This window comes from Pseudomonas sp. PONIH3, from assembly GCF_002934345.1.
GTDB classification, from domain to species: domain Bacteria; phylum Pseudomonadota; class Gammaproteobacteria; order Pseudomonadales; family Pseudomonadaceae; genus Aquipseudomonas; species Aquipseudomonas soli.
Window position 1 is genome coordinate 3,086,587 of sequence record NZ_CP026386.1, and the last position, 19,111, is coordinate 3,105,697.

23 protein-coding genes are annotated in these 19,111 nt (G+C 66.6%); 10 read left to right on the forward strand and 13 right to left on the reverse strand.

The annotated features are described in order from the left end of the window. The first annotated feature begins 127 nt into the window (after positions 1-127). The 4 genes from C3F42_RS14270 (at position 128) to C3F42_RS14285 (ending at position 5,252) form a co-directional block, all read left to right on the forward strand. Positions 128-370, forward strand: coding sequence for an exodeoxyribonuclease VII small subunit (locus C3F42_RS14270; RefSeq protein ID WP_011531978.1), 243 nt, complete (start codon positions 128-130; stop codon positions 368-370). Next, entirely contained in the window at positions 367-1,254 is an 888-nt protein-coding gene (gene ispA, locus C3F42_RS14275; RefSeq protein ID WP_094012304.1) for a (2E,6E)-farnesyl diphosphate synthase, read from the forward strand. The genes C3F42_RS14270 and ispA overlap by 4 nt, the downstream gene beginning before the upstream one ends. Before the next feature lie 134 nt (positions 1,255-1,388). Next, positions 1,389-3,284 (forward strand): 1-deoxy-D-xylulose-5-phosphate synthase, encoded by a 1,896-nt coding sequence (gene dxs, locus C3F42_RS14280; protein WP_094012305.1) that lies wholly within the window; start codon positions 1,389-1,391, stop codon positions 3,282-3,284. Positions 3,285-3,401: 117 nt separating this feature from the next. Beyond that, a complete protein-coding gene (locus C3F42_RS14285; RefSeq protein WP_094012306.1) occupies positions 3,402-5,252 on the forward strand; it encodes a TonB-dependent receptor domain-containing protein in 1,851 nt (616 codons plus the stop codon). On the opposite strand, the gene C3F42_RS14290 is transcribed toward C3F42_RS14285, so the two are convergent. The 12 genes from C3F42_RS14290 to nrdR all read right to left on the reverse strand — a co-directional run bounded on the left by C3F42_RS14290 (position 5,230) and on the right by nrdR (position 13,940). Further along, complete coding sequence (locus C3F42_RS14290) at positions 5,230-6,042, reverse strand: cobalamin-binding protein (RefSeq protein ID WP_094012307.1); 813 nt, start codon at positions 6,040-6,042, stop codon at positions 5,230-5,232. The two genes, C3F42_RS14285 and C3F42_RS14290, sit on opposite strands and share 23 nt — an antisense overlap. Next, positions 6,042-6,461, reverse strand: a complete 420-nt coding sequence (locus C3F42_RS14295; protein ID WP_023631164.1) for a hypothetical protein — start codon at positions 6,459-6,461, stop codon at positions 6,042-6,044. The genes C3F42_RS14290 and C3F42_RS14295 overlap by 1 nt, the downstream gene beginning before the upstream one ends. Beyond that, positions 6,458-7,075 (reverse strand): GTP cyclohydrolase II, encoded by a 618-nt coding sequence (gene ribA, locus C3F42_RS14300; RefSeq protein WP_023631163.1) that lies wholly within the window; start codon positions 7,073-7,075, stop codon positions 6,458-6,460. The genes C3F42_RS14295 and ribA overlap by 4 nt, the downstream gene beginning before the upstream one ends. 149 nt (positions 7,076-7,224) lie before the next feature. Then, positions 7,225-7,941, reverse strand: a complete 717-nt coding sequence (locus C3F42_RS14305; RefSeq protein ID WP_371041539.1) for a substrate-binding periplasmic protein — start codon at positions 7,939-7,941, stop codon at positions 7,225-7,227. A 46-nt stretch (positions 7,942-7,987) separates the two neighbouring features. After that, positions 7,988-8,491: a phosphatidylglycerophosphatase A gene (locus tag C3F42_RS14310; RefSeq protein ID WP_023632630.1), complete on the reverse strand. Its 504-nt coding sequence runs from the start codon at positions 8,489-8,491 to the stop codon at positions 7,988-7,990. Further along, the gene (thiL, locus tag C3F42_RS14315) at positions 8,488-9,444 is read right to left on the reverse strand and encodes a thiamine-phosphate kinase (protein WP_094012309.1); all 957 of its coding nucleotides are present in this window, start codon (positions 9,442-9,444) and stop codon (positions 8,488-8,490) included. Before thiL ends, C3F42_RS14310 begins: the two co-directional genes overlap by 4 nt. Before the next feature lie 18 nt (positions 9,445-9,462). Then, positions 9,463-9,963 (reverse strand): transcription antitermination factor NusB, encoded by a 501-nt coding sequence (gene nusB / locus C3F42_RS14320; protein ID WP_023631200.1) that lies wholly within the window; start codon positions 9,961-9,963, stop codon positions 9,463-9,465. After that, a complete protein-coding gene (gene ribE / locus C3F42_RS14325; RefSeq protein ID WP_023631199.1) occupies positions 9,960-10,436 on the reverse strand; it encodes a 6,7-dimethyl-8-ribityllumazine synthase in 477 nt (158 codons plus the stop codon). The genes nusB and ribE overlap by 4 nt, the downstream gene beginning before the upstream one ends. Before the next feature lie 91 nt (positions 10,437-10,527). Continuing rightward, entirely contained in the window at positions 10,528-11,619 is a 1,092-nt protein-coding gene (ribBA, locus tag C3F42_RS14330; protein WP_038707258.1) for a bifunctional 3,4-dihydroxy-2-butanone-4-phosphate synthase/GTP cyclohydrolase II, read from the reverse strand. A gap of 18 nt (positions 11,620-11,637) precedes the next feature. Beyond that, a complete protein-coding gene (locus tag C3F42_RS14335; RefSeq protein ID WP_023632720.1) occupies positions 11,638-12,303 on the reverse strand; it encodes a riboflavin synthase in 666 nt (221 codons plus the stop codon). Positions 12,304-12,345: 42 nt separating this feature from the next. Next, on the reverse strand, positions 12,346-13,473 hold the full coding sequence (gene ribD / locus C3F42_RS14340) for a bifunctional diaminohydroxyphosphoribosylaminopyrimidine deaminase/5-amino-6-(5-phosphoribosylamino)uracil reductase RibD (protein ID WP_094012310.1): 1,128 nt from the start codon (positions 13,471-13,473) through the stop codon (positions 12,346-12,348). Between the two features lie 2 nt (positions 13,474-13,475). Then, a complete protein-coding gene (gene nrdR / locus C3F42_RS14345; RefSeq protein ID WP_009685710.1) occupies positions 13,476-13,940 on the reverse strand; it encodes a transcriptional regulator NrdR in 465 nt (154 codons plus the stop codon). Between the two features lie 105 nt (positions 13,941-14,045). Between nrdR and C3F42_RS14350 the strand changes: the two genes are divergently transcribed. Genes C3F42_RS14350 through trxA form a run of 3 tightly spaced genes read left to right on the forward strand, consistent with a single transcriptional unit; the run spans position 14,046 to position 16,062 of the window. After that, a complete protein-coding gene (locus tag C3F42_RS14350) occupies positions 14,046-14,498 on the forward strand; it encodes a YbaY family lipoprotein (protein ID WP_094012311.1) in 453 nt (150 codons plus the stop codon). After that, positions 14,499-15,158 (forward strand): methyltransferase, encoded by a 660-nt coding sequence (locus C3F42_RS14355; RefSeq protein ID WP_094012312.1) that lies wholly within the window; start codon positions 14,499-14,501, stop codon positions 15,156-15,158. A 31-nt stretch (positions 15,159-15,189) separates the two neighbouring features. Further along, positions 15,190-16,062 carry a thioredoxin gene (trxA, locus tag C3F42_RS14360; protein ID WP_038707255.1) on the forward strand — a complete coding sequence of 291 codons (873 nt, stop codon included), beginning with the start codon at positions 15,190-15,192 and terminating at the stop codon, positions 16,060-16,062. A 26-nt stretch (positions 16,063-16,088) separates the two neighbouring features. Here the strand turns inward: trxA and C3F42_RS14365 are convergent, their stop codons facing one another. Beyond that, positions 16,089-16,433, reverse strand: coding sequence for a hypothetical protein (locus C3F42_RS14365; RefSeq protein ID WP_023632921.1), 345 nt, complete (start codon positions 16,431-16,433; stop codon positions 16,089-16,091). 134 nt (positions 16,434-16,567) lie between these two features. Between C3F42_RS14365 and C3F42_RS14370 the strand changes: the two genes are divergently transcribed. From C3F42_RS14370 to C3F42_RS14380, 3 genes are read left to right on the forward strand one after another with little or no spacing between them, the layout of a single operon-like run. Next, positions 16,568-17,131 (forward strand): DUF2796 domain-containing protein, encoded by a 564-nt coding sequence (locus C3F42_RS14370; RefSeq protein WP_023632922.1) that lies wholly within the window; start codon positions 16,568-16,570, stop codon positions 17,129-17,131. Further along, entirely contained in the window at positions 17,132-17,842 is a 711-nt protein-coding gene (locus C3F42_RS14375) for an ABC transporter ATP-binding protein (protein ID WP_046857325.1), read from the forward strand. Further along, positions 17,842-19,107 (forward strand): ABC transporter permease, encoded by a 1,266-nt coding sequence (locus C3F42_RS14380; RefSeq protein ID WP_094012313.1) that lies wholly within the window; start codon positions 17,842-17,844, stop codon positions 19,105-19,107. The genes C3F42_RS14375 and C3F42_RS14380 overlap by 1 nt, the downstream gene beginning before the upstream one ends. Positions 19,108-19,111: the final 4 nt, after the last annotated feature.

Genomic DNA, 19,111 nt, shown 5'->3' on the forward strand with positions numbered 1-19,111 from the left:
CCGCAGATTGCAAGACGGGCCGCTGGGGACAAGTGCAACAAAATGCGACGAACTCCCCCTGCAATTTGCTCCCCCTGCCCCGCTCTGCTAGTGTCGCGCCGTTCTGGACACCACCGAGACTGTCGCCATGGCCCGCAAAAAAGCCTCCATCGATTTCGAACAATCCCTCGCCGACCTGCAAGCCCTGGTCGAGCGCTTGGAGAACGGCGAACTGTCGCTGGAAGAGTCGCTGGCCGCCTTCGAGCAAGGCATTGCCCTGACCCGCGATTGCCAGGGCGCCCTGGCCCAGGCCGAGCAGAAGGTGCAGATCCTCCTGGAGCGTGACGGCGAGCTGGCCGCGCAGCCGTTCGACGCGGAGCCCGAGGCATGATCGCCCAGTACCAGGCAAGTGCCCAGGCTCGGGTCGACGCGGCCCTGGAACCCTTGTTCCAAGCCCCCTCCAAGGAGCTCGAGCGCCTCTACGCGGCCATGCGCTACAGCGTGATGAACGGCGGCAAGCGCGTGCGCCCGCTGCTGGCCTACGCCGCCTGCGAGGCCTTCGGCGTGCCGGCGGAGCAGGCCAACGGCGCTGCCTGCGCAGTGGAGCTGATCCACGCCTACTCGCTGGTACACGACGACCTGCCGGCCATGGACGACGACGACCTGCGCCGCGGCCAGCCCACCACTCACAAGGCCTTCGACGAAGCCTGCGCAATCCTCGCCGGCGACGGTTTGCAAAGCCTGGCCTTCAACGCCTTGCTCGACCCGCGCCTGAGCCCGCAGCCAGACGCCATCCGCCTGCAGATGGTCCAGGCCCTGGCCAAGGCGGCCGGCCCCGCGGGCATGGTCGGCGGCCAGGCCATCGACCTCGGCTCGGTGGGCCTGAAGCTCGACCAAAAAGCCCTGGAGTACATGCACCGGCACAAGACCGGCGCGCTGATCGAAGCCAGCGTGCGCCTCGGCGCCCTGGCCAGCGCCCGCGCCGGGCAGGTCCAACTCGATTTGCTGCAGACTTATGCACAGGCCATTGGTCTGGCGTTCCAGGTGCAGGACGATATCCTCGACGTGGAGAGCGACACCGCCACCCTGGGCAAGCGCCAGGGGGCCGATATCGCCCGCGACAAGCCAACCTACCCAGCGCTGCTCGGGATGGAGGCGGCCAAAGCCTATGCCTTGGAGCTGCGCGACCAGGCGCTGGCCGCGCTGGCAGGCTTTGGCGACAATGCCGAGCCACTGCGGGCGCTGGCTCGCTACATCGTCGAGCGCCGCCACTGAGGCACCCGTGGGAGCATTGGCGCACCGCCGCTCCCACGTTGATCAACGACACCTTCACCACACCCGACTGAATGGGCAGCTTTTCCTACAATGGGGTAAACTGCCGCGTCTTCACACCTATAACGACTCGCCTGATGCCCACGACGTTTCAAGAGATCCCCCGCGAACGCCCGGTCACGCCGTTGCTGGACCGCGCCGACACGCCCGCCGGCCTGCGCCGGCTGGCCGAAGCCGACCTGGAGACCCTGGCCGACGAGCTGCGCCAGGACCTGCTCTATACCGTTGGGCAGACCGGTGGGCATTTTGGTGCGGGCCTGGGCGTCATCGAGCTGACGATCGCCCTGCACTACGTCTTCGACACCCCGGATGACCGGCTGGTGTGGGACGTCGGCCACCAGGCCTACCCGCACAAGATCCTCACCGGCCGGCGCGAGCGAATGCTCAGCCTGCGCCAGAAAGACGGCATCGCCGCCTTCCCGCGCCGCAGCGAGAGCGAGTACGACACCTTCGGCGTCGGCCACTCCAGCACCTCGATCAGCGCCGCGCTGGGCATGGCCATCGCCGCCCGCCTGCAGAACGACCCGCGCAAGTCGATCGCGGTGATCGGCGACGGCGCGCTGACCGCCGGCATGGCCTTCGAGGCGCTGAACCACGCCCAGGAAGTCAACGCCGACATGCTGGTGATCCTCAACGACAACGACATGTCGATTTCGCGCAATGTCGGCGGCCTGTCCAACTACCTGGCCAAGATCCTTTCCAGCCGCACCTACGCGAGCATGCGCGAAGGCAGCAAGAAAGTGCTGTCGCGCCTGCCCGGTGCCTGGGAAATCGCCCGCCGCACCGAAGAGTACGCCAAGGGCATGCTGGTGCCGGGCACGCTGTTCGAGGAGCTGGGCTGGAACTACATCGGCCCGATCGACGGCCACGACCTGCCGACCCTGATCGCCACCCTGCGCAACATGCGCGACCTCAAGGGCCCGCAGTTCCTTCACGTGGTGACCAAGAAGGGCAAGGGCTTCGCCCCGGCCGAGGTCGACCCGATCGGCTACCACGCCATCACCAAGCTGGAGCCGGCCGACAAGCCGGTCGCGCCGAAGAAGGCCAGCGGCCCGAAATACGCCTCGGTGTTCGGCCAGTGGCTGTGCGACATGGCCGCCGCCGACAATCGCCTGGTGGGCATCACCCCGGCGATGAAGGAAGGCTCGGACCTGATCGACTTCAGCGAACGCTACCCGGAGCGCTACTTCGACGTCGCCATCGCCGAGCAGCACGCGGTCACCCTGGCCGCGGGCATGGCCTGCGAGGGTGCCAAGCCGGTGGTGGCGATCTACTCGACCTTCCTGCAGCGCGCCTATGACCAGCTGATCCATGACGTGGCGGTGCAGGACCTCGATGTGCTGTTTGCCATCGACCGCGCCGGCCTGGTCGGCGAGGACGGCCCGACCCACGCCGGTGCCTACGACCTGTCCTATCTGCGCTGCATCCCCGGCATGCTGGTGATGACCCCTAGCGACGAGAACGAGCTGCGCAAGATGCTCAGCACCGGCCACCACTACAAGGGCCCGGCCGCCGTGCGTTATCCACGCGGCACCGGCCCCAACGCGCCGATCAGCGGCGACCTGGAGCCACTGGAGATCGGCAAGGGCGTGGTCCGCCGCCAGGGTGGCAAGGTCGCCCTGCTGGTGTTCGGCGTACAGCTGGCCGAAGCCCTGCAGGTAGCCGAGCAGATCGATGCCACCGTGGTCGACATGCGTTTCGTCAAGCCTCTGGACGAGGCGCTGGTGCTGGAAATGGCCGCCAACCATGAGTTGCTGGTGACCATCGAAGAGAATGCCATCATGGGTGGCGCCGGCGCAGCGGTGGGCGAGTTCCTCGCCCGCGAAGCGGTGGTCAAGCCGCTGCTGCACCTGGGCCTGCCGGATATCTATGTCGAGCATGCCAAGCCTGCGCAGATGCTGGCCGAGTGCGGGCTCGATGTGGCAGGGATCGAAGCCTCCGTCAAAGCCCGAATGGCCAAGCTCGGCCTGTAATCCCTGGGACCGCTTTGCGGCCCATCGCCGCGGTTCGTCGCCACGACAAGCCGGCTCCCACAGGGATCGCAGTCCCTTGTGGGAGCCGGCTTGCCGGCGATTGCGCTGGAACTAGCCATGAAACTCCCAAGCCTCACCACCCTGCTCTGCCTGCCCCTCCCGCTAATGGCCGCTGAACGCGACAACGCCCTGAAGCTTCCCGACGTGCTGATCAGCGCCAATCGCCAGGTCGAGTCGCGTACCGCCACCAGTGCGGCCAATACGGTGTTCACCCGTGCCGACATCGACCGCCTGCAACCCAGCAGCGTCACCGATCTGCTCGCCCGCGTGCCCGGCGTGCAGGTCGCGCCCACCGGCGGTCGCGGCAGTCTGCCGGGCATCTTCGTGCGCGGCACCAAGGCCGCCCAGACCCTGGTGCTGGTTGATGGCGTGCGCATCGCCAACGCCACATCCGGCGACAGCGGCCTGCAGTTTCTCGGCATCGACCAGATCGAACGGGTGGAAGTGCTGCGCGGTTCGCGCTCGGCGATTTACGGCAGCGACGCCATCGGCGGGGTGATCCAGATCTTCACCCGGCGTGGCGAGGGCCAGGGCCTGCAACCGCGCCTGCGCCTGGCGGCCGGCAGCAACCAGACCTGGCAGCGCAGCCTGGGCCTGTCCGGTGGCGATGGCGCGACCCGCTTCAACCTCGGCGCCAGCCTGGACGAGACGGCCGGCATCGATTCGACCGGGCCGTCGTATGCCAGCGATGGCGACCATGACGCCTATCGCAACCGCTCGCTGAACCTGAGCTTGAGCCACAGCTTCAACGAGCGCTTCGAAGCGGGCCTGAACCTGCTCGACAGCCGTGGGCGTCGTGAGTTCGACGAACCTCGTGGTAGCAGCCCGCAAGTGCCCTACTCGAACTTCGCCGTCAGCAGCCTGGGCAGTTACTTCGATGCCCAACTTACCGATCTGTGGCATTCCCGACTGGAGATGGCCCACAGCGAGAACCGCGACGACAGCCGCGACAAGCTCACGCACCAAAGCTCGCCATTCAACACCTACCGCGACCAAGTCACCTGGCAGAACGATCTGACCATCGATGACGACAACAGCGTGCTACTGGGTGGCGAGTGGTACGAGGACCGGGTGCATTCGAGTACCGATTTCAATGAGGACAGCCGCTGGAACCGCGCAGTGTTCGCCCAGCATCGCTTCCACAACGAGCACTTCTCGACCGAACTGGGCGTACGCCACGACGAGAACCAGCAGTTCGGCGGCCAGACCACCTGGAGCGGCAGCCTGACCCTGCCATTGAACGCCCGTAATGACTTGCTGTTTTCCTACAGCGAGGGGTTCCGCGCCCCCACGTTCAACGACCTGTACTACCCCGGCTTCAGCAACCCCGATCTCAAGCCGGAACACTCGAAATCCTATGAGGTGCAATGGCGCAGTCAACTGACCGACAGCAGCCGCCTGGAGACCTCGCTCTATCGCACCGACTTGCGAGACGCCATCAGCTACGACGCAGATGCCAATACCATGGGCAACGTTGCCCAGGCCCGTATCAACGGCTTCGAGATGGCGCTGGACCAGCAATGGGGGGCCTGGACATCGACGTTGGGCCTGGCATTGATCGACCCGCGTGACCGGAAGAGTGGCCACACGTTGTCCCGGCGCGCGCGGCGTACGCTGAGCCTGGATATCGACCGTCAATACGACCGCTTCAATGTTGGCGCCAGCTGGCAGGCCGTGAGCAGCAGCTACAACGACGAAACCAACAACGCCCCCATCGGCGGCTACGGGCTGCTGGGCGTTCGCGGTGGCTGGGCTGCCACTCGCGAGCTGAGGCTCGACTTGAAGCTCGACAACCTGCTGGACAAGCGTTACAGCCGCAACCTCTACAACTACCAGGGCAATGACTACGGCTACCGCGAAGAAGGACGCACCTGGCTGTTGAGCCTTACCTGGACACCGGCGCTTTAGCATCGAGCAACGCGCACAGCCGAGCAGTCGCCTCGATCATCTGCCCGCTGGGCCGCTCCAGGCCTTTGTCCGGCACCACCAGTAAGCGCTCGCCCTTCACCGCGCTCAGCCGCGGCCAGTTGCGCCAACTCGCCAGTTGCGCCTCATCGCCCGCCAGGATCACCTCGGGGTCGCGCAGCAGCACCGACTCCACGCTGACCTGCGGGGCGGGCTGGGCCAGGTCGTCGAACACATTGCGTGCCCCACACACACGCAAGGCGTCGCTGACCACCTGGCGGCCACCCAAGGTGTACAGCGGCTTGTCCCAGACCTGGTAAAACACCCGTAGCGGCGCCTCCCGCCGGTAGCGGTCACGCAGCCCCTGCAACCGCTCACGCAGGCTGGCGGCATAGGCGCGGCCTTGCTGGTCACGGCCAATACGTTGGGCGATGGCTTCGATCTGGTCGATCAACTGGTCGAGGTTGCCGGGCTCGCCGCTGAACGTGGCGATGCCCAGGCGCCTGAGCTGGTCGCGCTGGGCCGGAGGCACGCTGCCGGGCCACAGCAGCAAGAGGTCGGGCTCGAGGCTTAACAGACGCTCCATGTCGAGCTGGCCATGACGGCCGACGGAAGGCAACCGGGCCAGCGCCGGCGGACGCTCGCCGCCATCGAGCACACCGACCAGCAACTCGCCGGCGTCCAGTTCCAGAACGATCTCGGTCATCGATGGCGCCAGGCTGACTACCCGCGGCGCAGCCTCGGCCAAAGCACCGAGGCACAACAGCGAAAAACCGGCGAGCAGCGCCCGCATCAACCGAGCTGGCGCGGGATGCGATAGAGGTACAGCAGCACCACGGTGGACAGGGCGAGGAGAATCTGCGGCACTGCCTCCAGCCCGACCAGCACCGACAGCGCGGCAACCCAGGCCGGGAAGCAGGCGAACAGCATGGCCAGGCGGCGCACCCGCGCCAGCTCGATCCAGGCGGCCGGCTCTTCGGCGCTGCCCAGCGCCTTGTCGGTGGCGATCAACGCCCGCTTGTACGCGCTGAAGCGCGGCAGGCTGAGGAACATGCTGGCGGCACCGGCGATGAACAGCGGCATGGCCAACACCGGGATCAGCGCCTCGCCGCCACCGAAGGCCCAGGCCATCACCGGCAGCGGCAGCAATCCCACGGCCAGGTACTGCCACCAGGCCAGCGCCAGCCGCCGCTTCACCTCTGTGCGCGTCACGCCTGGGGCACCTCGCCCTGGTGCTTGTTGCCCATCATGTGGCCGAGCTTGTCGGCCTTGGTGGCCAGGTACAGGCGGTTGTGCGGGTTGTGGCCAGTGTGCAGCGGCACGCGCTCGGCGACCTTGATGCTCATGTCGGTCAGGGCCTTTACCTTGCGCGGGTTGTTGGTCATCAGACGCAGCGACTTCACGCCCAGGTGCTCGAGCATCGGCAGGCACATGGCGTAGTCACGCTGATCAGCGGCGAAGCCCAGGCGCTCGTTGGCCTCGACGGTATCGGCACCGCCGTCCTGCAGCTCGTAGGCGCGGATCTTGTTCAGCAGGCCGATGCCACGGCCTTCCTGGCGCAGGTACAGCAGTACGCCACGGCCTTCACGGGCGATGGCCTGCAATGCAGCCTCCAGCTGCGAGCCGCAGTCGCAACGCTGGCTGAACAGCGCATCGCCGGTCAGGCATTCGGAGTGCAGACGCCCCAGCACCGGCTCGCCGTCGGCGATATCACCCAGGCTGAGCACCACGTGCTCGCGGCCAGTGGCTTCGTCGAGGAAGCCATGCATGGTGAAGGTCGCAAAGGGAGTCGGGAGTTTCGAGGCGGCAACAAAGACGACGGGCACGTTGTGCTCCTGGGCAGTAGGTTTTTTCAGATCGGCCGATTGTATCAGCAGCCCGGCGCAGGTGCGCAGGAGGAATATCGTGGCTTAAGATCGAAAAGTTAGATGCATATGGCCCCACACCGGCCCCTGCGGGAGCAGACTGCGGGTACTTACTGATGAGGCAGGTGATCAACCGTAAACGGGTAAGGCTGCTTCCAGCGCTCGAAGATCGGCTTCAGCTCGCCGCTGCGCACCAGTTGCTCCATGCGCCGGTCGAACAGGTCGCGCAGGACCTTGCCCTGTTCACTGTGGGTGAAGGCCAGGTACAACGGCAGCTCGGCGACGTGGGTGCGGCGAAAGCGCGTGGCATCGGGCGCCTGGCCAAGCACATAGTCGACCTCGGCGAGCGCATCGATGTAGAAGTCGACCCGGTCATGCTCGAGCATCGGCAGGATGCCCTCGCGACGCTGGATCTCGCGGAAGTTGTGGACCTCGGGCAGATAGCTGGCATAGTCGTACCCGCGCACCCAGGCCAGCCGGTACTGGCCGATGGTCTCGAGCGTTGGCACCGGCTTGTCGACCAGGCCCAGGGCATAGATATGGTCCTGGTCGAAGTACCACTGCGGATACAGGTTGTCGGCGTTCTCTTCCTTGTAGGAGCCGACCCAGGCATCCGCCTCGCCGCGCTTCACCAGCCCGACGGCGCGGCTGTAGGGCGCGCTCTTGACCACGACCTTGACCCCGGCCGGCTCGAACACCTTGCGCAACACGTCCCAGGCCAGCCCGGTGCCATCGGCATTGGTGTAGTCGACCCACGCCTCGCTGACCAGACGCACCTGCGCCGGCGCCTCCTGGGCCATCGCACCCGGCCCCGTGACCAACAGCATCGATGCCAGCACCACAGCCTTCAGGCCCATCGCAACGCTCCCTGTATCAGGCCACCGCCCACACCAGAACCTGCATGCCCAGCCAGGCGAACACGCCGGCCAGGATATCGTCGAGCATTATCCCGAACCCCCCATGCACATGGCGGTCGACCCAGCGGATCGGCCACGGCTTGAGGATGTCGAAGAAGCGGAACATCAGGAACCCCGCCAGCAGCCACTGCCAACCTTCCGGCACCAGCCACAGGGTGATCCACATGCCGACGATCTCGTCCCAGACAATGCCCTCATGGTCGTGCACGCGCAAGTCGTTGGCCACCTTGCCGCACAACCACACGCCGAACAGCATGCTGATGCCCAGCAACAGCCAATAGCCCCAGTCGGGCAGCATCTGCCACAGCGGGATGAACGGCAGCGCCACCAGCGAACCCCAGGTCCCCGGTGCCTTGGGCAGGGTGCCCGAGCCGAAGCCGAAGGCGATGAAGTGCCACGGGTTGCGCCAGACCGAAGGCGGAACGAACTCCGCAGGCACCTGGTTGGGGTGGTCGGTCACGGTGTCTCCCTGAAATGTTGATAGCCCCGTTGCACGGGGGTGATGTCCTGGCCTTGCGGGTCACGCAAGGTCACGCCCTGGCCTTCCAATACACGACCGATGACGTGCACCTCGCGGGCCAGGGTCGTCAGTGCACTTTCCGGCACGGTGAACGCCAGCACGTAGTCGTCACCACCAGTGAGCGCTGCATGCAAGGCCGCTTCTCGACCGAGGAAAGCCTGTAAAGGAGCAGACACGGGGACCTGCGCCAGGTTCACCTGCAGCGCCACGCCGGACGCCTTGGCGATATGCCCGCAGTCCGCCAGCAGGCCATCGGAAATATCCAGCGCCGCCGTGGCCAGGCCGCGCAAGCGCTCGCCCAGTTGCAGTTGCGGCACGGGCGACCAGTAATGCTCGAGCAATGGCCCGGCCACATCGGCTGCCGCCTCGCGTTCGCCCAGCACCAACGGCAAGGCCCCTGCCGCATTACCAAGGAAACCACCAACACACAGCAGGTCGCCCGGCTGCGCGCCGCTACGGCGCAGCGCCTGGCCGGTCGGCACCCGGCCGAACACGGTCACGGTAATGCTCAACGGGCCGCGTGTAGTATCGCCACCAATCAGGCTGATAGCGCAGCGCGCGGCCATGCGGCCGAGCCCGTCGGCAAAGCCGGCAAGCCATTGCGCGCCGACCTGGGGCAAGGTGAGGGCAAGGGTGAAGCCGATGGCCGTGGCGCCCATGGCCGCCAGGTCACTGACCGCCACGGCCAGCGCGCGCTGGCCGAGCAGCAACGGGTCGCAGACTGCGGGGAAATGCACACCGGCCACGAGCGTGTCGGTGGAGATCGCCAGCTGCTCGCCGGCAGGCAGGTCCAGCAGGGCACAGTCGTCGCCGATCCCCAGGGCCACACCCACGCCGCCCTGCGCACAGGGCGCGGCGGCGAAGTAGTGACGGATCAGCTCGAACTCACCCATGGCTGGTCAGCGCCGCGATCAGCGCTTGTTCGCCTTGACTTCCGCCTCACGCAGACGCGGAGCCAGCTTGTCGAGCACGCCGTTGACGAACTTGTGCCCGTCGGTGGCACCGAAGACTTTCGCCAGTTCCACACCTTCGTTGATGACCACGCGGTACGGTACGTCGACGCGCATCATGAACTCCCAGGTGGACAGGCGCAGCACGGCCAGTTCGACCGGGTCGAGCTCTTCCAGTGGCGTGTCCAGGCAAGGCTTGAGCGCCTCGTCGATCTCGGCCTTCTTCGCTGGGACCCCGTGCAGGATCTCGCGGAAGTAGGCGCCGTCGATATCGGTGAAATCGTTGTCGACCCGGAACTGCGCTTCGACCTCGTTCAGCGAATGCTTGGCCATGTGCCACTGGTAGAGCGCTTGCGTGGCGAGCTTGCGGGCTTCGCGACGCTTGGCGCTCTTCGAGGGCTTGCCGGCATCCGCGGGTTTTGGATCGCGCGGGTTGAAACGATCGCTTTCGTCGCTAATCACTTGGCCTCCAACTGCGCCAGCAGGCTGACCATTTCCAGAGCGGACAGGGCAGCTTCGGCACCTTTGTTGCCGGCCTTGGTGCCGGAACGCTCGATGGCCTGTTCGATGGAGTCGACGGTCAGTACGCCGAAGGCCACCGGAACACCGAACTCCATGGACACCTGGGCCAGGCCCTTGGTGCACTCGCCCGCCACGTATTCGAAGTGCGGGGTACCGCCACGGATCACCGCGCCCAGGGCGACGATCGCGTCATAAGCACCCTGCTGGGCGACTTTCTGTGCCACCAGCGGGATTTCGAACGCGCCCGGGGCACGGATGATGGTGATGTCGCTTTCGCTGACGCCGTGGCGTACCAGGGCATCGACTGCACCGCTTACCAGGCTTTCGACGACGAAGCTGTTGAAGCGGCCAACCACCAAAGCATAGCGACCTTTGGGGGCGATGAAGGTACCTTCGATGGTCTTCAGGGTCATTCCGGAGTTCTCATCTTCAAGAGCGAGGCCGCGCTGTGGCGGCCTCGGGAGGGTTTTGACTCGAGCTTAGGGGCGATCAGGCCGCCTCAAGTCACTCGGAGGGCACGTATTCTACAACTTCCAGATCGAATCCGGATATCGCATTGAACTTCATCGGCGAACTCATCAGGCGCATCTTGCGCACACCGAGGTCGCGCAGGATCTGCGAACCGGCACCGACGGTGCTGTAGGTGGTGGGTGCCTTGGGCTGCGCATCGCCCGCGCTTTCGCGGATGTGCGCCAGCAGCACGTCGCCGTCCAGCGGGTGGCCCAGCAGCAGGACCACGCCGCTGCCGGCCTCGGCCACCGCGGCCATGGCCGCGCGCAGGCTCCAGCGCCCCGGCTGCTTGACCAGCAGCAGGTCGCGCAGCGGGTCCATGTTGTGCACCCGCACCAGCGTCGGCTCTTCGGCGCAGATCTTGCCCAGTGTCAGGGCCATGTGCACGTCGCCTTCCACCGCGTCACGGTAGGTGACCAGGTTGAATTCGCCCAGCTCGCTCTCGATCGGCTGCTCGGAAACGCGCTGCACGGTGCGCTCGTGGATCATGCGGTAGTGGATCAGGTCGGCGATGGTGCCGATCTTCAAGCCATGCTCGGCAGCGAACACTTCCAGCTCGGCGCGGCGCGACATGGTGCCGTCGTCGTTCATCACCTCGCAGATCACTCCGCTCGGCTCGAAACCGGCCATGCGCGCCAGGTCGCAGGCGGCCTCGGTATGGCCGGCGCGGGCCAGTGTGCCGCCGGGCTGGGCCATCAGCGGGAAGATATGCCCAGGGCTGACGATGTCTTCGGCCTTGGCGTCCTTGGCCGCGGCGGCCTGCACGGTGCGGGCGCGGTCGGCGGCGGAGATGCCGGTGGTGACGCCTTCGGCGGCTTCGATCGACACGGTGAACTTGGTGCCGAAGCCCGAACCGTTGCGCGGCGCCATCAGCGGCAGCTTCAGGGTTTCGCAGCGCTCGCGGGTCATCGGCATGCAGATCAGGCCGCGGGCGTGCTTGGCCATGAAATTGATGTGCTCGGGCAGGCAGCACTCGGCCGCCATGATGATGTCGCCTTCGTTCTCGCGGTCTTCGTCATCCATGAGGATGACCATTTTGCCCTGGCGGATGTCTTCGACCAGTTCTTCGATGCTGTTGAGCGCCACGCGGCACCCCCTTCTCAATCAGGATTTCAAGAAGCCGTTGGCGGCCAGGAAGCTTTCGGTGATGCCACTGCCTTTGCTCGGCTCGGCGGCCTTGTCGCCCAGCAGCAGACGCTCCAGGTAACGGGCCAGCAGGTCGACCTCAAGGTTCACCCGACGCCCTGCGCGGTAGTCGGCCATGATGGTTTCAGACAGGGTGTGCGGGACGATGGTCAGCTCGAACTCGGCGCCATCGACTTCGTTGACCGTCAGGCTGGTGCCGTCGACGGTGATCGAGCCCTTGTGGGCGATGTACTTGGCCAGCTCCTTGGGCGCACGCACGCGGAACTGGATGGCGCGGGCGTTATCAGCGCGCGAAACGATTTCGCCGACACCGTCGACGTGGCCGCTGACCAGGTGTCCGCCCAGGCGAGTGGTCGGGGTCAGGGCCTTTTCCAGGTTGACCCGGCTGCCGCTCTTGAGGTCGACCATGGCGGTACGCTTGAGGGTCTCGACGCTGACGTCGGCCCAGAAGCCGTCGCCAGGCAGCTCGACGGCGGTCAGGCACACGCCGTTGACCGCGATGCTGTCGCCAAGCTTGACGTCGGCCAGGTCGAGCTTGCCGGTTTCAACGTAGACGCGCACATCACCGCCCTTGGGGGTGAGGCTGCGGATGGTGCCGATGGATTCGATGATGCCGGTGAACATACTGTTCTCCTCAAGTACGGGCTGCGCGAAGCAAGCCAGGCATTATACGCCGGGGGCCGGCAGGGGGATGGCAGTGACTCGCCAGTCATCGCCGACCGCGCGCATGTCGGTGATCTTCAGCCGCGGTGCCTCGCTCATTTTCGACAGCGGCCAGTCCAGCAGCGGACGGGCGTCGGAACCGAGGAAGGTGCCGGCGACGAACAACTGGTACTCGTCGACCAGGCCCTGGCGGGCGAAGGCGCCGACCAGACCGGCGCCGGCTTCCAGGAGAATTTCGTTGACGCCCCGCCCGGCCAGCACCCGCAGCAGGGCCGGCAAGTCGACGCGGCCGTCGCTGCCGGGCAGGTCAAGCAACTCATGGCCGGCGGCGGCATAACGAGGGTCCTCGCCGGTGGCGGTCACCACCAGCGCCGGGCCGGCCTGGAAGAACGGCGCGTCCAGTGGCAGGCGCAGGCGCCCGTCGATCAGCACGCGCAGCGGCGGGCGCGACACGGCCAGGGCGGTGAGCGCCTCATCCAGGCCAAGTTCCTCGCCACGCACGGTCATGCGGGCGTTGTCGAACAGCACGCTCTCGGCGCTGGTCAGCACCACGCTGGACCGGGCGCGCAAGCGCTGGACCGCGGCACGAGCGGCGGGGCCGGTGATCCACTGGCTCTCGCCGCTGGCCATGGCGGTGCGACCGTCCAGGCTCATCGCCAGCTTGGCGCGCACGAATGGCAGGCCGTGCTCCATACGCTTGAAGAAGCCTGTGTTGAGGGCGCGAGCCTCGGCTTCGAGCACCCCGCTGGCGACCTCGATGCCGGCCTCGCGCAGACGGCGCAGGCCATTGCCGGCCACTTGCGGGTTGGGGTCCTGCATGGCCGCGACCACCCGCGCCACCCCGGCGTTGACCAGGGCTTCGGCGCACGGCGGCGTGCGGCCATGGTGGCTGCAGGGTTCGAGGGTGACGTAGGCACAGGCGCCTCGGGCGCGCTCGCCGGCCTGGCGCAGGGCATGGACCTCGGCGTGCGGCTCGCCGGCACGCACATGCCAGCCCTCGCCGACCACCTCGCCATCGCGCACGATCACGCAGCCCACGCGGGGGTTTGGGTGGGTGCTGTACAGGCCCTTGCGGGCCAGTTCCACGGCCCGGGCCATGTAGTGGGCATCGAGAATGGCTTGGCTGGACATGCTTACTCTTTGGCTGGCTCGCGGGCCAGGCGGTCGATTTCTTCGCGGAATTCGTCGAGGTCTTGGAAACGTCGGTAGACCGAGGCGAATCGGATGTAGGCCACTTCGTCGAGCTTGCGCAGCTCGGCCATCACCATCTCGCCGACCACCAGCGATTTCACTTCGCGCTCGCCGGTGGCACGCAGGCGGCTCTTGATGTGCGCCAACGCCGCTTCCAGGCGCTCGACGCTGACCGGGCGCTTTTCCAGCGCGCGCTGCATGCCGGCGCGCAGCTTGTCTTCATCGAAGGGCTGGCGCGTGCCGTCCTGCTTGATCAGCCGCGGCAGCACCAGCTCGGCGGTTTCGAAGGTGGTGAAACGTTCGCCGCAGGCGACGCACTCGCGACGGCGACGCACCTGTTCGCCCTCGGCGACCAGGCGCGAGTCGATGACCTTGGTGTCGTTGGCCCCGCAAAACGGACAGTGCATGGTGACAGGCAACAAAAAAAGGGAGGGCCATGGTAGCGCATTGCACTGGCAAGACAAGCCAAAGGGGTTACCATCCATGCAAATCTGCCCGTGAAGGACGACCCCATGTACCCTCGAGCGCTCGTCGTGCTGTGTTGCGCCGCCCTGCTCGCCGCCTGCGGCAGCGACCGCCCAAATCCGGAGCAAGCCCCGGCCCCGGTGCCGGCCAAGGTGGCAAAGAAGACCGAACCCCTGGGCCCGCTGCCGGCCTACCAGCGCGAGCTGAGCGGTACCCTGATGGAAATCCCGGCAGGTGCCGATGTGGAGCTGGCCCTGCTGGTAATCGACGAGCGTGGCCGCCCGCAGCAACTGCTGGCCAGCAGCACCCTGAGCGGCACCGGCCAGGCCTTGCCCTACCGACTGCGCTTCAACCCCGAAGCCTTCCCGGCCGGCGCGCGGGTCGAACTGCGCGGCCGCGCCAGCCGCTCCGGCCAGTTGATCCTGCACCTGCCTCCGGTACCCATCGCCCAGGCCCAGACCCAGGCCACCGGCCCGCTGCGTTTCGAAAAGGCACCATAGATGGCCCCGCTGGCCCTGCAACAGGCCTTGAGCGGCCTGATCGGCGAAGCACGCCTGATCGTCAGTGAACTGCCCGAGTGCGACCTGAAACTCTGGTTGATCGACGACCAGAACATGGATCGCGCATTCAGCAGCGAGGAAACCCGGCGCATTCTCGAAGAGCCTCCCTACTGGAGCTTCTGCTGGGCCAGCGGCCTGGCCATGGCGCGCTACCTGGCCGAGCAACCGCACTGGGTGCGTGGCAAGCGCGTGCTGGACTTCGGCGCCGGCTCCGGCATCGCCGGGATCGCCGCCGCCCGGGCCGGCGCGCTGGAGGTGGTGGCCTGCGACCTCGACCCGCTGGCCCTGGACGCCTGCCGCGCCAACGCCGCACTGAACAACGTGACACTGGGCTACAGCAGCGACTTCTTCGCCGAGGCCGACCGCTTCGACCTGATCCTGGTCGCCGATGTGCTCTACGACCGCGCCAACCTGCCGTTGCTGGACGCATTCCTCGGCCGTGGCCGCCAGGCGCTGGTGGCCGACTCGCGGGTGCGCGATTTCAGCCACCCGCTGTACCGTCCGCTCGGCGTGCTGGAGGCGCTGACCCTGCCGGATCTGGCCGAGCCGCACGAATTCCGCCGGGTCAGCCTGTACCACGCCAGCCGCGAGCCCTTATAGTGGGGGCATTCACGGATTTGCGAGAGTCACGATGAGCCAGGAAACACCATTTATCTTCGATGCCACCGATGCCACCTTCCAGCAGTTGGTCATCGAGAACTCCTTCCACAAGCCGGTACTGGTCGACTTCTGGGCCGAATGGTGCGCGCCGTGCAAGGCGCTGATGCCGCTGTTGGCGAAGATCGCCGAGGGCTACCAGGGCGAGCTGCTGCTGGCCAAGATCAACTGCGACGTCGAGCAGCAGGTCGTCGCCCAGTTCGGCATCCGCAGCCTGCCGACCGTGGTGTTGTTCAAGGATGGCCAACCGGTCGACGGCTTTGCCGGCGCGCAGCCCGAGTCGGCCATCCGCGCCATGCTCGAACCCCATGTGCAGATGCCCGCGCCGCCCGCCGCCGCGCCGCTGGAGCAGGCCAAGGCGCTGTTCGCCGAAAGTCGCTTCAGCGAGGCCGAGGCCCTGCTGCAGGTGCTGCTGGGTGAAGACAACAGCAATGCCGAGGCGCTGATCCTCTACGCCCGCTGCCTGGCCGAGCGTGGCGAGCTGGGCGAGGCCCAGGTGGTGCTCGACGCGGTCAAGACCGACGAGCACAAGGCCGCACTGGCCGGCGCCAAGGCCCAGCTGACCTTCCTGCGCCAGGCCGCCAGCCTGCCGGAAGCCGCGGAGCTGAAGAGCCGCCTGGCGCAGAATCCGCAGGATGACGAAGCAACCTACCAGCTGTGCATCCAACAGTTGGCACGCCAGCAGTACGAGGCCGCAATGGATGGATTGCTGAAGCTGTTTCAGCGCAACCGCGCCTACGAGAACGGCCTGCCGCAGAAGGCGCTGCTACAGGTGTTCGAGCTGCTGGGCAACGAGCATCCGCTGGTCAGTGTGTACCGCCGCAAGCTGTCCTCAGCGTTGTTCTGAGGCTGCTGGGGCTGCTATGCAGCCCCTCATCCCACCCAGCGATACACCGGCGCATCCACGCCACTTTCCACCTTCACCTCACTGCTATGGCGCAACCGCACCAGCAGCCGCTTGCCTGCCGCCACGCTTCCGGCCAAACCTTCCAGACGCTCCAGCAGTTCCGGACCACCCATCTGCCCCGCCTGACGCAGCACTTCACGCGCCGCCACCCACTGTCCGTCATCCTGTCGGGGTACGGGGCTGGCGCTGACCGGCGCAGCTTCCACCGGGGCCTGGACATCCATCCTACGCCCCAGCTGCGCCCACTCATGCGGCTCCAGCTCGACAGTCAGGTCCACCGGCCACGCGCCGATCTGCCCACGAATTCTCACGATTATTTCCTTGTTTCCAGGCTCGATTACGCCATGCTCCCACGAACATGAAACCTGTGCCAGGCAGGCTGGCGGGGCAAATGCAAATTGTTATAACATCACAAATTCATCCTAAGCCGCCTGTGGAGCCGTCCATGCGTCGTCTGTTGCTCGCCCTGCCCTTTGCCCTGCTTCCCCTGGCCGTGGCCCATGCCCACGACGATCACGACCATGATCACGATCACGCCCATGGCACCCTCGGCGCCCATGAGCACGGCGTGGCCAAGCTCAACGCGGTACTCGACGGCAACGTCCTCGAGCTGGCGCTGGACAGCCCGGCAATGAACCTGGTGGGCTTCGAACACGCCGCCAGCAGCGACGCCGACAAAGCCAAGGTCGCCGCCGCCCGCCAGCAGCTCGAACAACCCCTGAAGTTGTTCGCCATCGCCCAGGCCGCCGGTTGCAAGGAGGAGGCCCAGGACCTGGAAAGCCCGCTGTTCGGTAATGCCCCCGAGGCTGGCGGCGACGCGCACCAGCACGCCGACATCAATGCCCGTTACCAACTGACCTGCGCCACCCCGGGCAAACTCACCCAGATCGACCTCGGCCGCCTGTTCAAAACCTTCCCGCAAACCCAGAAGATCAACGTGCAACTGATCGGCCCGAATGGCCAGAAAGGCGTGGAAGCCACCCCCGCCAAGGCCGTGGTCGAGTTCTGAATGAGCCAGCCGCTGATCGAACTGCATGACCTGGTGTTCGCCTGGCCTGGCCAGGCGCCGCTGCTGGAGATCCCGGCGTTTCGCCTGGAGCCCGGCGAGGCGTTGTTCCTCAAGGGCCCCAGCGGCAGTGGCAAGACCACCCTGCTCGGCCTGCTGGGCGGGGTCAACCGCCCAGGCCAGGGCAGCATCCGCCTGCTCGGCCAGGACTTGGCGACCTTGGGCCAGGGCGCGCGCGACCGCTTCCGGGTCGATCACACCGGCTACATCTTCCAGCAGTTCAACCTGCTGCCGTTCCTCTCGGTGCGCGAAAACGTCGAGCTGCCCTGCCGCTTCTCGAAAAGCCGTGCCGCTCGCGCCGCCCAGCGCCACGGCAGCATCGACCAGGCCGCTGCCCAGTTGCTCGCCCACCTGGGTCTGGACGACCCGGCCCTGCTCGCCCGCCGCGCCGACAGCCTGTCGATCGGGCAGCAGCAGCGAGTCGCCGCGGCCAGGGCGCTGATCGGCCAGCCCGAGCTGGTGATCGCCGACGAGCCGACCTCGGCCCTCGACGCCGACACCCGCGAGGCGTTCATCCGCCTGTTGTTCGACGAATGCCGCGACGCCGGCGCCAGCCTGCTGTTCGTCAGTCATGACCAGAGCCTGGCGCCGCTGTTCGACCGCCATCTGTCCCTGGCCGAGCTCAATCGCGCCGCCAAGCCCCGGGAGGCCTGATGTACCTGCTTCGCCTTGCCCTGGCCAGCCTGGCCAACCGCCGTTTCACCGCCCTGCTCACCGCGTTCGCCATCGCCCTGTCGGTGTGCTTGCTGCTGGCCGTCGAGCGGGTACGCACCGAAGCCCGCGCCAGTTTCGCCAGCACCATCAGCGGCACCGACCTGATCGTCGGCGCCCGTTCGGGGTCGGTGAATCTGCTGCTGTACTCGGTGTTCCGCATCGGCAATGCCACCAACAATATCCGCTGGGACAGCTACGAGCATTACGCCAAGGATCCACGGGTGAAGTGGGCGATCCCGATTTCCCTGGGCGATTCGCACCGCGGCTACCGGGTGATGGGCACCAGCGCCGACTACTTCAGCCATTACCAGTTCGGTCGCCGCCAGCACCTGGCACTCGACCAGGGCCGGGCGTTCGCCGACGATCCGTTCGAAGTGGTGCTGGGTGCCGAAGTCGCCGAGGCGCTGCACTACAAACTGGGTGACAAGCTGGTGCTGGCGCACGGCGTGGCCGCCATCAGCCTGGTCAAGCATGACGACAAGCCATTCACCGTGGTCGGCGTGCTCGAGCGCACCGGCACCCCGGTGGACCGCACCCTGCACATCAGCCTGGCAGGGATGGAGGCGATTCACATCGACTGGCACAACGGCGTCCCGGCCCGTGGCGCCGGACGCATCAGTGCCGAGCAGGCCCGCGCCATGGACCTGCAACCCACCGCCATCACCGCCTTCATGCTCGGGCTCAACAGCAAGATCGCCACTTTCAGCCTGCAGCGCGAGATCAACGAGTACCGTGCCGAGCCCCTGCTTGCGATCCTGCCCGGTGTGGCCCTGCAGGAGCTGTGGAGCCTGATGGGCACGGCCGAGCAGGCACTGTTCGTGGTGTCGTTGTTCGTCGTGCTCACCGGCCTGATCGGCATGCTCACCGCGATTCTCACCAGCCTCAACGAACGCCGCCGGGAAATGGCCATCCTGCGCTCGGTGGGGGCCCGTCCCTGGCACATCGCCGGGCTGCTGGTGCTCGAGGCACTGGCCCTGGCATTGTCGGGCATCGCCGCCGGGCTTGGCTTGCTGTATGCCTGCATAGCCCTGGCACAGGGCTATGTGCAGGCCAATTACGGGCTGTACCTGCCATTGGCCTGGCCAAGCGCCCATGAGTGGACGCTGCTGGCTATCATCCTTGGCGCGGCGCTGCTGATGGGCAGCGTGCCGGCCTGGCGCGCCTACCGACAGTCGCTGGCCGATGGCCTGTCGATTCATCTTTGAGAAC

Coding starts and splice junctions, on each gene's coding strand:
- C3F42_RS14270 (WP_011531978.1), top strand. CDS start 128: ATGGCCCGCAAAAAAGCCTCCATCGATTTCGAACAATCCCTCGCCGAC.
- ispA (WP_094012304.1), top strand. CDS start 367: ATGATCGCCCAGTACCAGGCAAGTGCCCAGGCTCGGGTCGACGCGGCC.
- dxs (WP_094012305.1), top strand. CDS start 1,389: ATGCCCACGACGTTTCAAGAGATCCCCCGCGAACGCCCGGTCACGCCG.
- C3F42_RS14285 (WP_094012306.1), top strand. CDS start 3,402: ATGAAACTCCCAAGCCTCACCACCCTGCTCTGCCTGCCCCTCCCGCTA.
- C3F42_RS14290 (WP_094012307.1), bottom strand. CDS start 6,042: ATGCGGGCGCTGCTCGCCGGTTTTTCGCTGTTGTGCCTCGGTGCTTTG.
- C3F42_RS14305 (WP_371041539.1), bottom strand. CDS start 7,941: ATGCTGTTGGTCACGGGGCCGGGTGCGATGGCCCAGGAGGCGCCGGCG.
- thiL (WP_094012309.1), bottom strand. CDS start 9,444: ATGGGTGAGTTCGAGCTGATCCGTCACTACTTCGCCGCCGCGCCCTGT.
- ribE (WP_023631199.1), bottom strand. CDS start 10,436: ATGACCCTGAAGACCATCGAAGGTACCTTCATCGCCCCCAAAGGTCGC.
- C3F42_RS14335 (WP_023632720.1), bottom strand. CDS start 12,303: ATGTTCACCGGCATCATCGAATCCATCGGCACCATCCGCAGCCTCACC.
- ribD (WP_094012310.1), bottom strand. CDS start 13,473: ATGTCCAGCCAAGCCATTCTCGATGCCCACTACATGGCCCGGGCCGTG.
- nrdR (WP_009685710.1), bottom strand. CDS start 13,940: ATGCACTGTCCGTTTTGCGGGGCCAACGACACCAAGGTCATCGACTCG.
- C3F42_RS14350 (WP_094012311.1), top strand. CDS start 14,046: ATGTACCCTCGAGCGCTCGTCGTGCTGTGTTGCGCCGCCCTGCTCGCC.
- C3F42_RS14355 (WP_094012312.1), top strand. CDS start 14,499: ATGGCCCCGCTGGCCCTGCAACAGGCCTTGAGCGGCCTGATCGGCGAA.
- trxA (WP_038707255.1), top strand. CDS start 15,190: ATGAGCCAGGAAACACCATTTATCTTCGATGCCACCGATGCCACCTTC.
- C3F42_RS14370 (WP_023632922.1), top strand. CDS start 16,568: ATGCGTCGTCTGTTGCTCGCCCTGCCCTTTGCCCTGCTTCCCCTGGCC.
- C3F42_RS14375 (WP_046857325.1), top strand. CDS start 17,132: ATGAGCCAGCCGCTGATCGAACTGCATGACCTGGTGTTCGCCTGGCCT.
- C3F42_RS14380 (WP_094012313.1), top strand. CDS start 17,842: ATGTACCTGCTTCGCCTTGCCCTGGCCAGCCTGGCCAACCGCCGTTTC.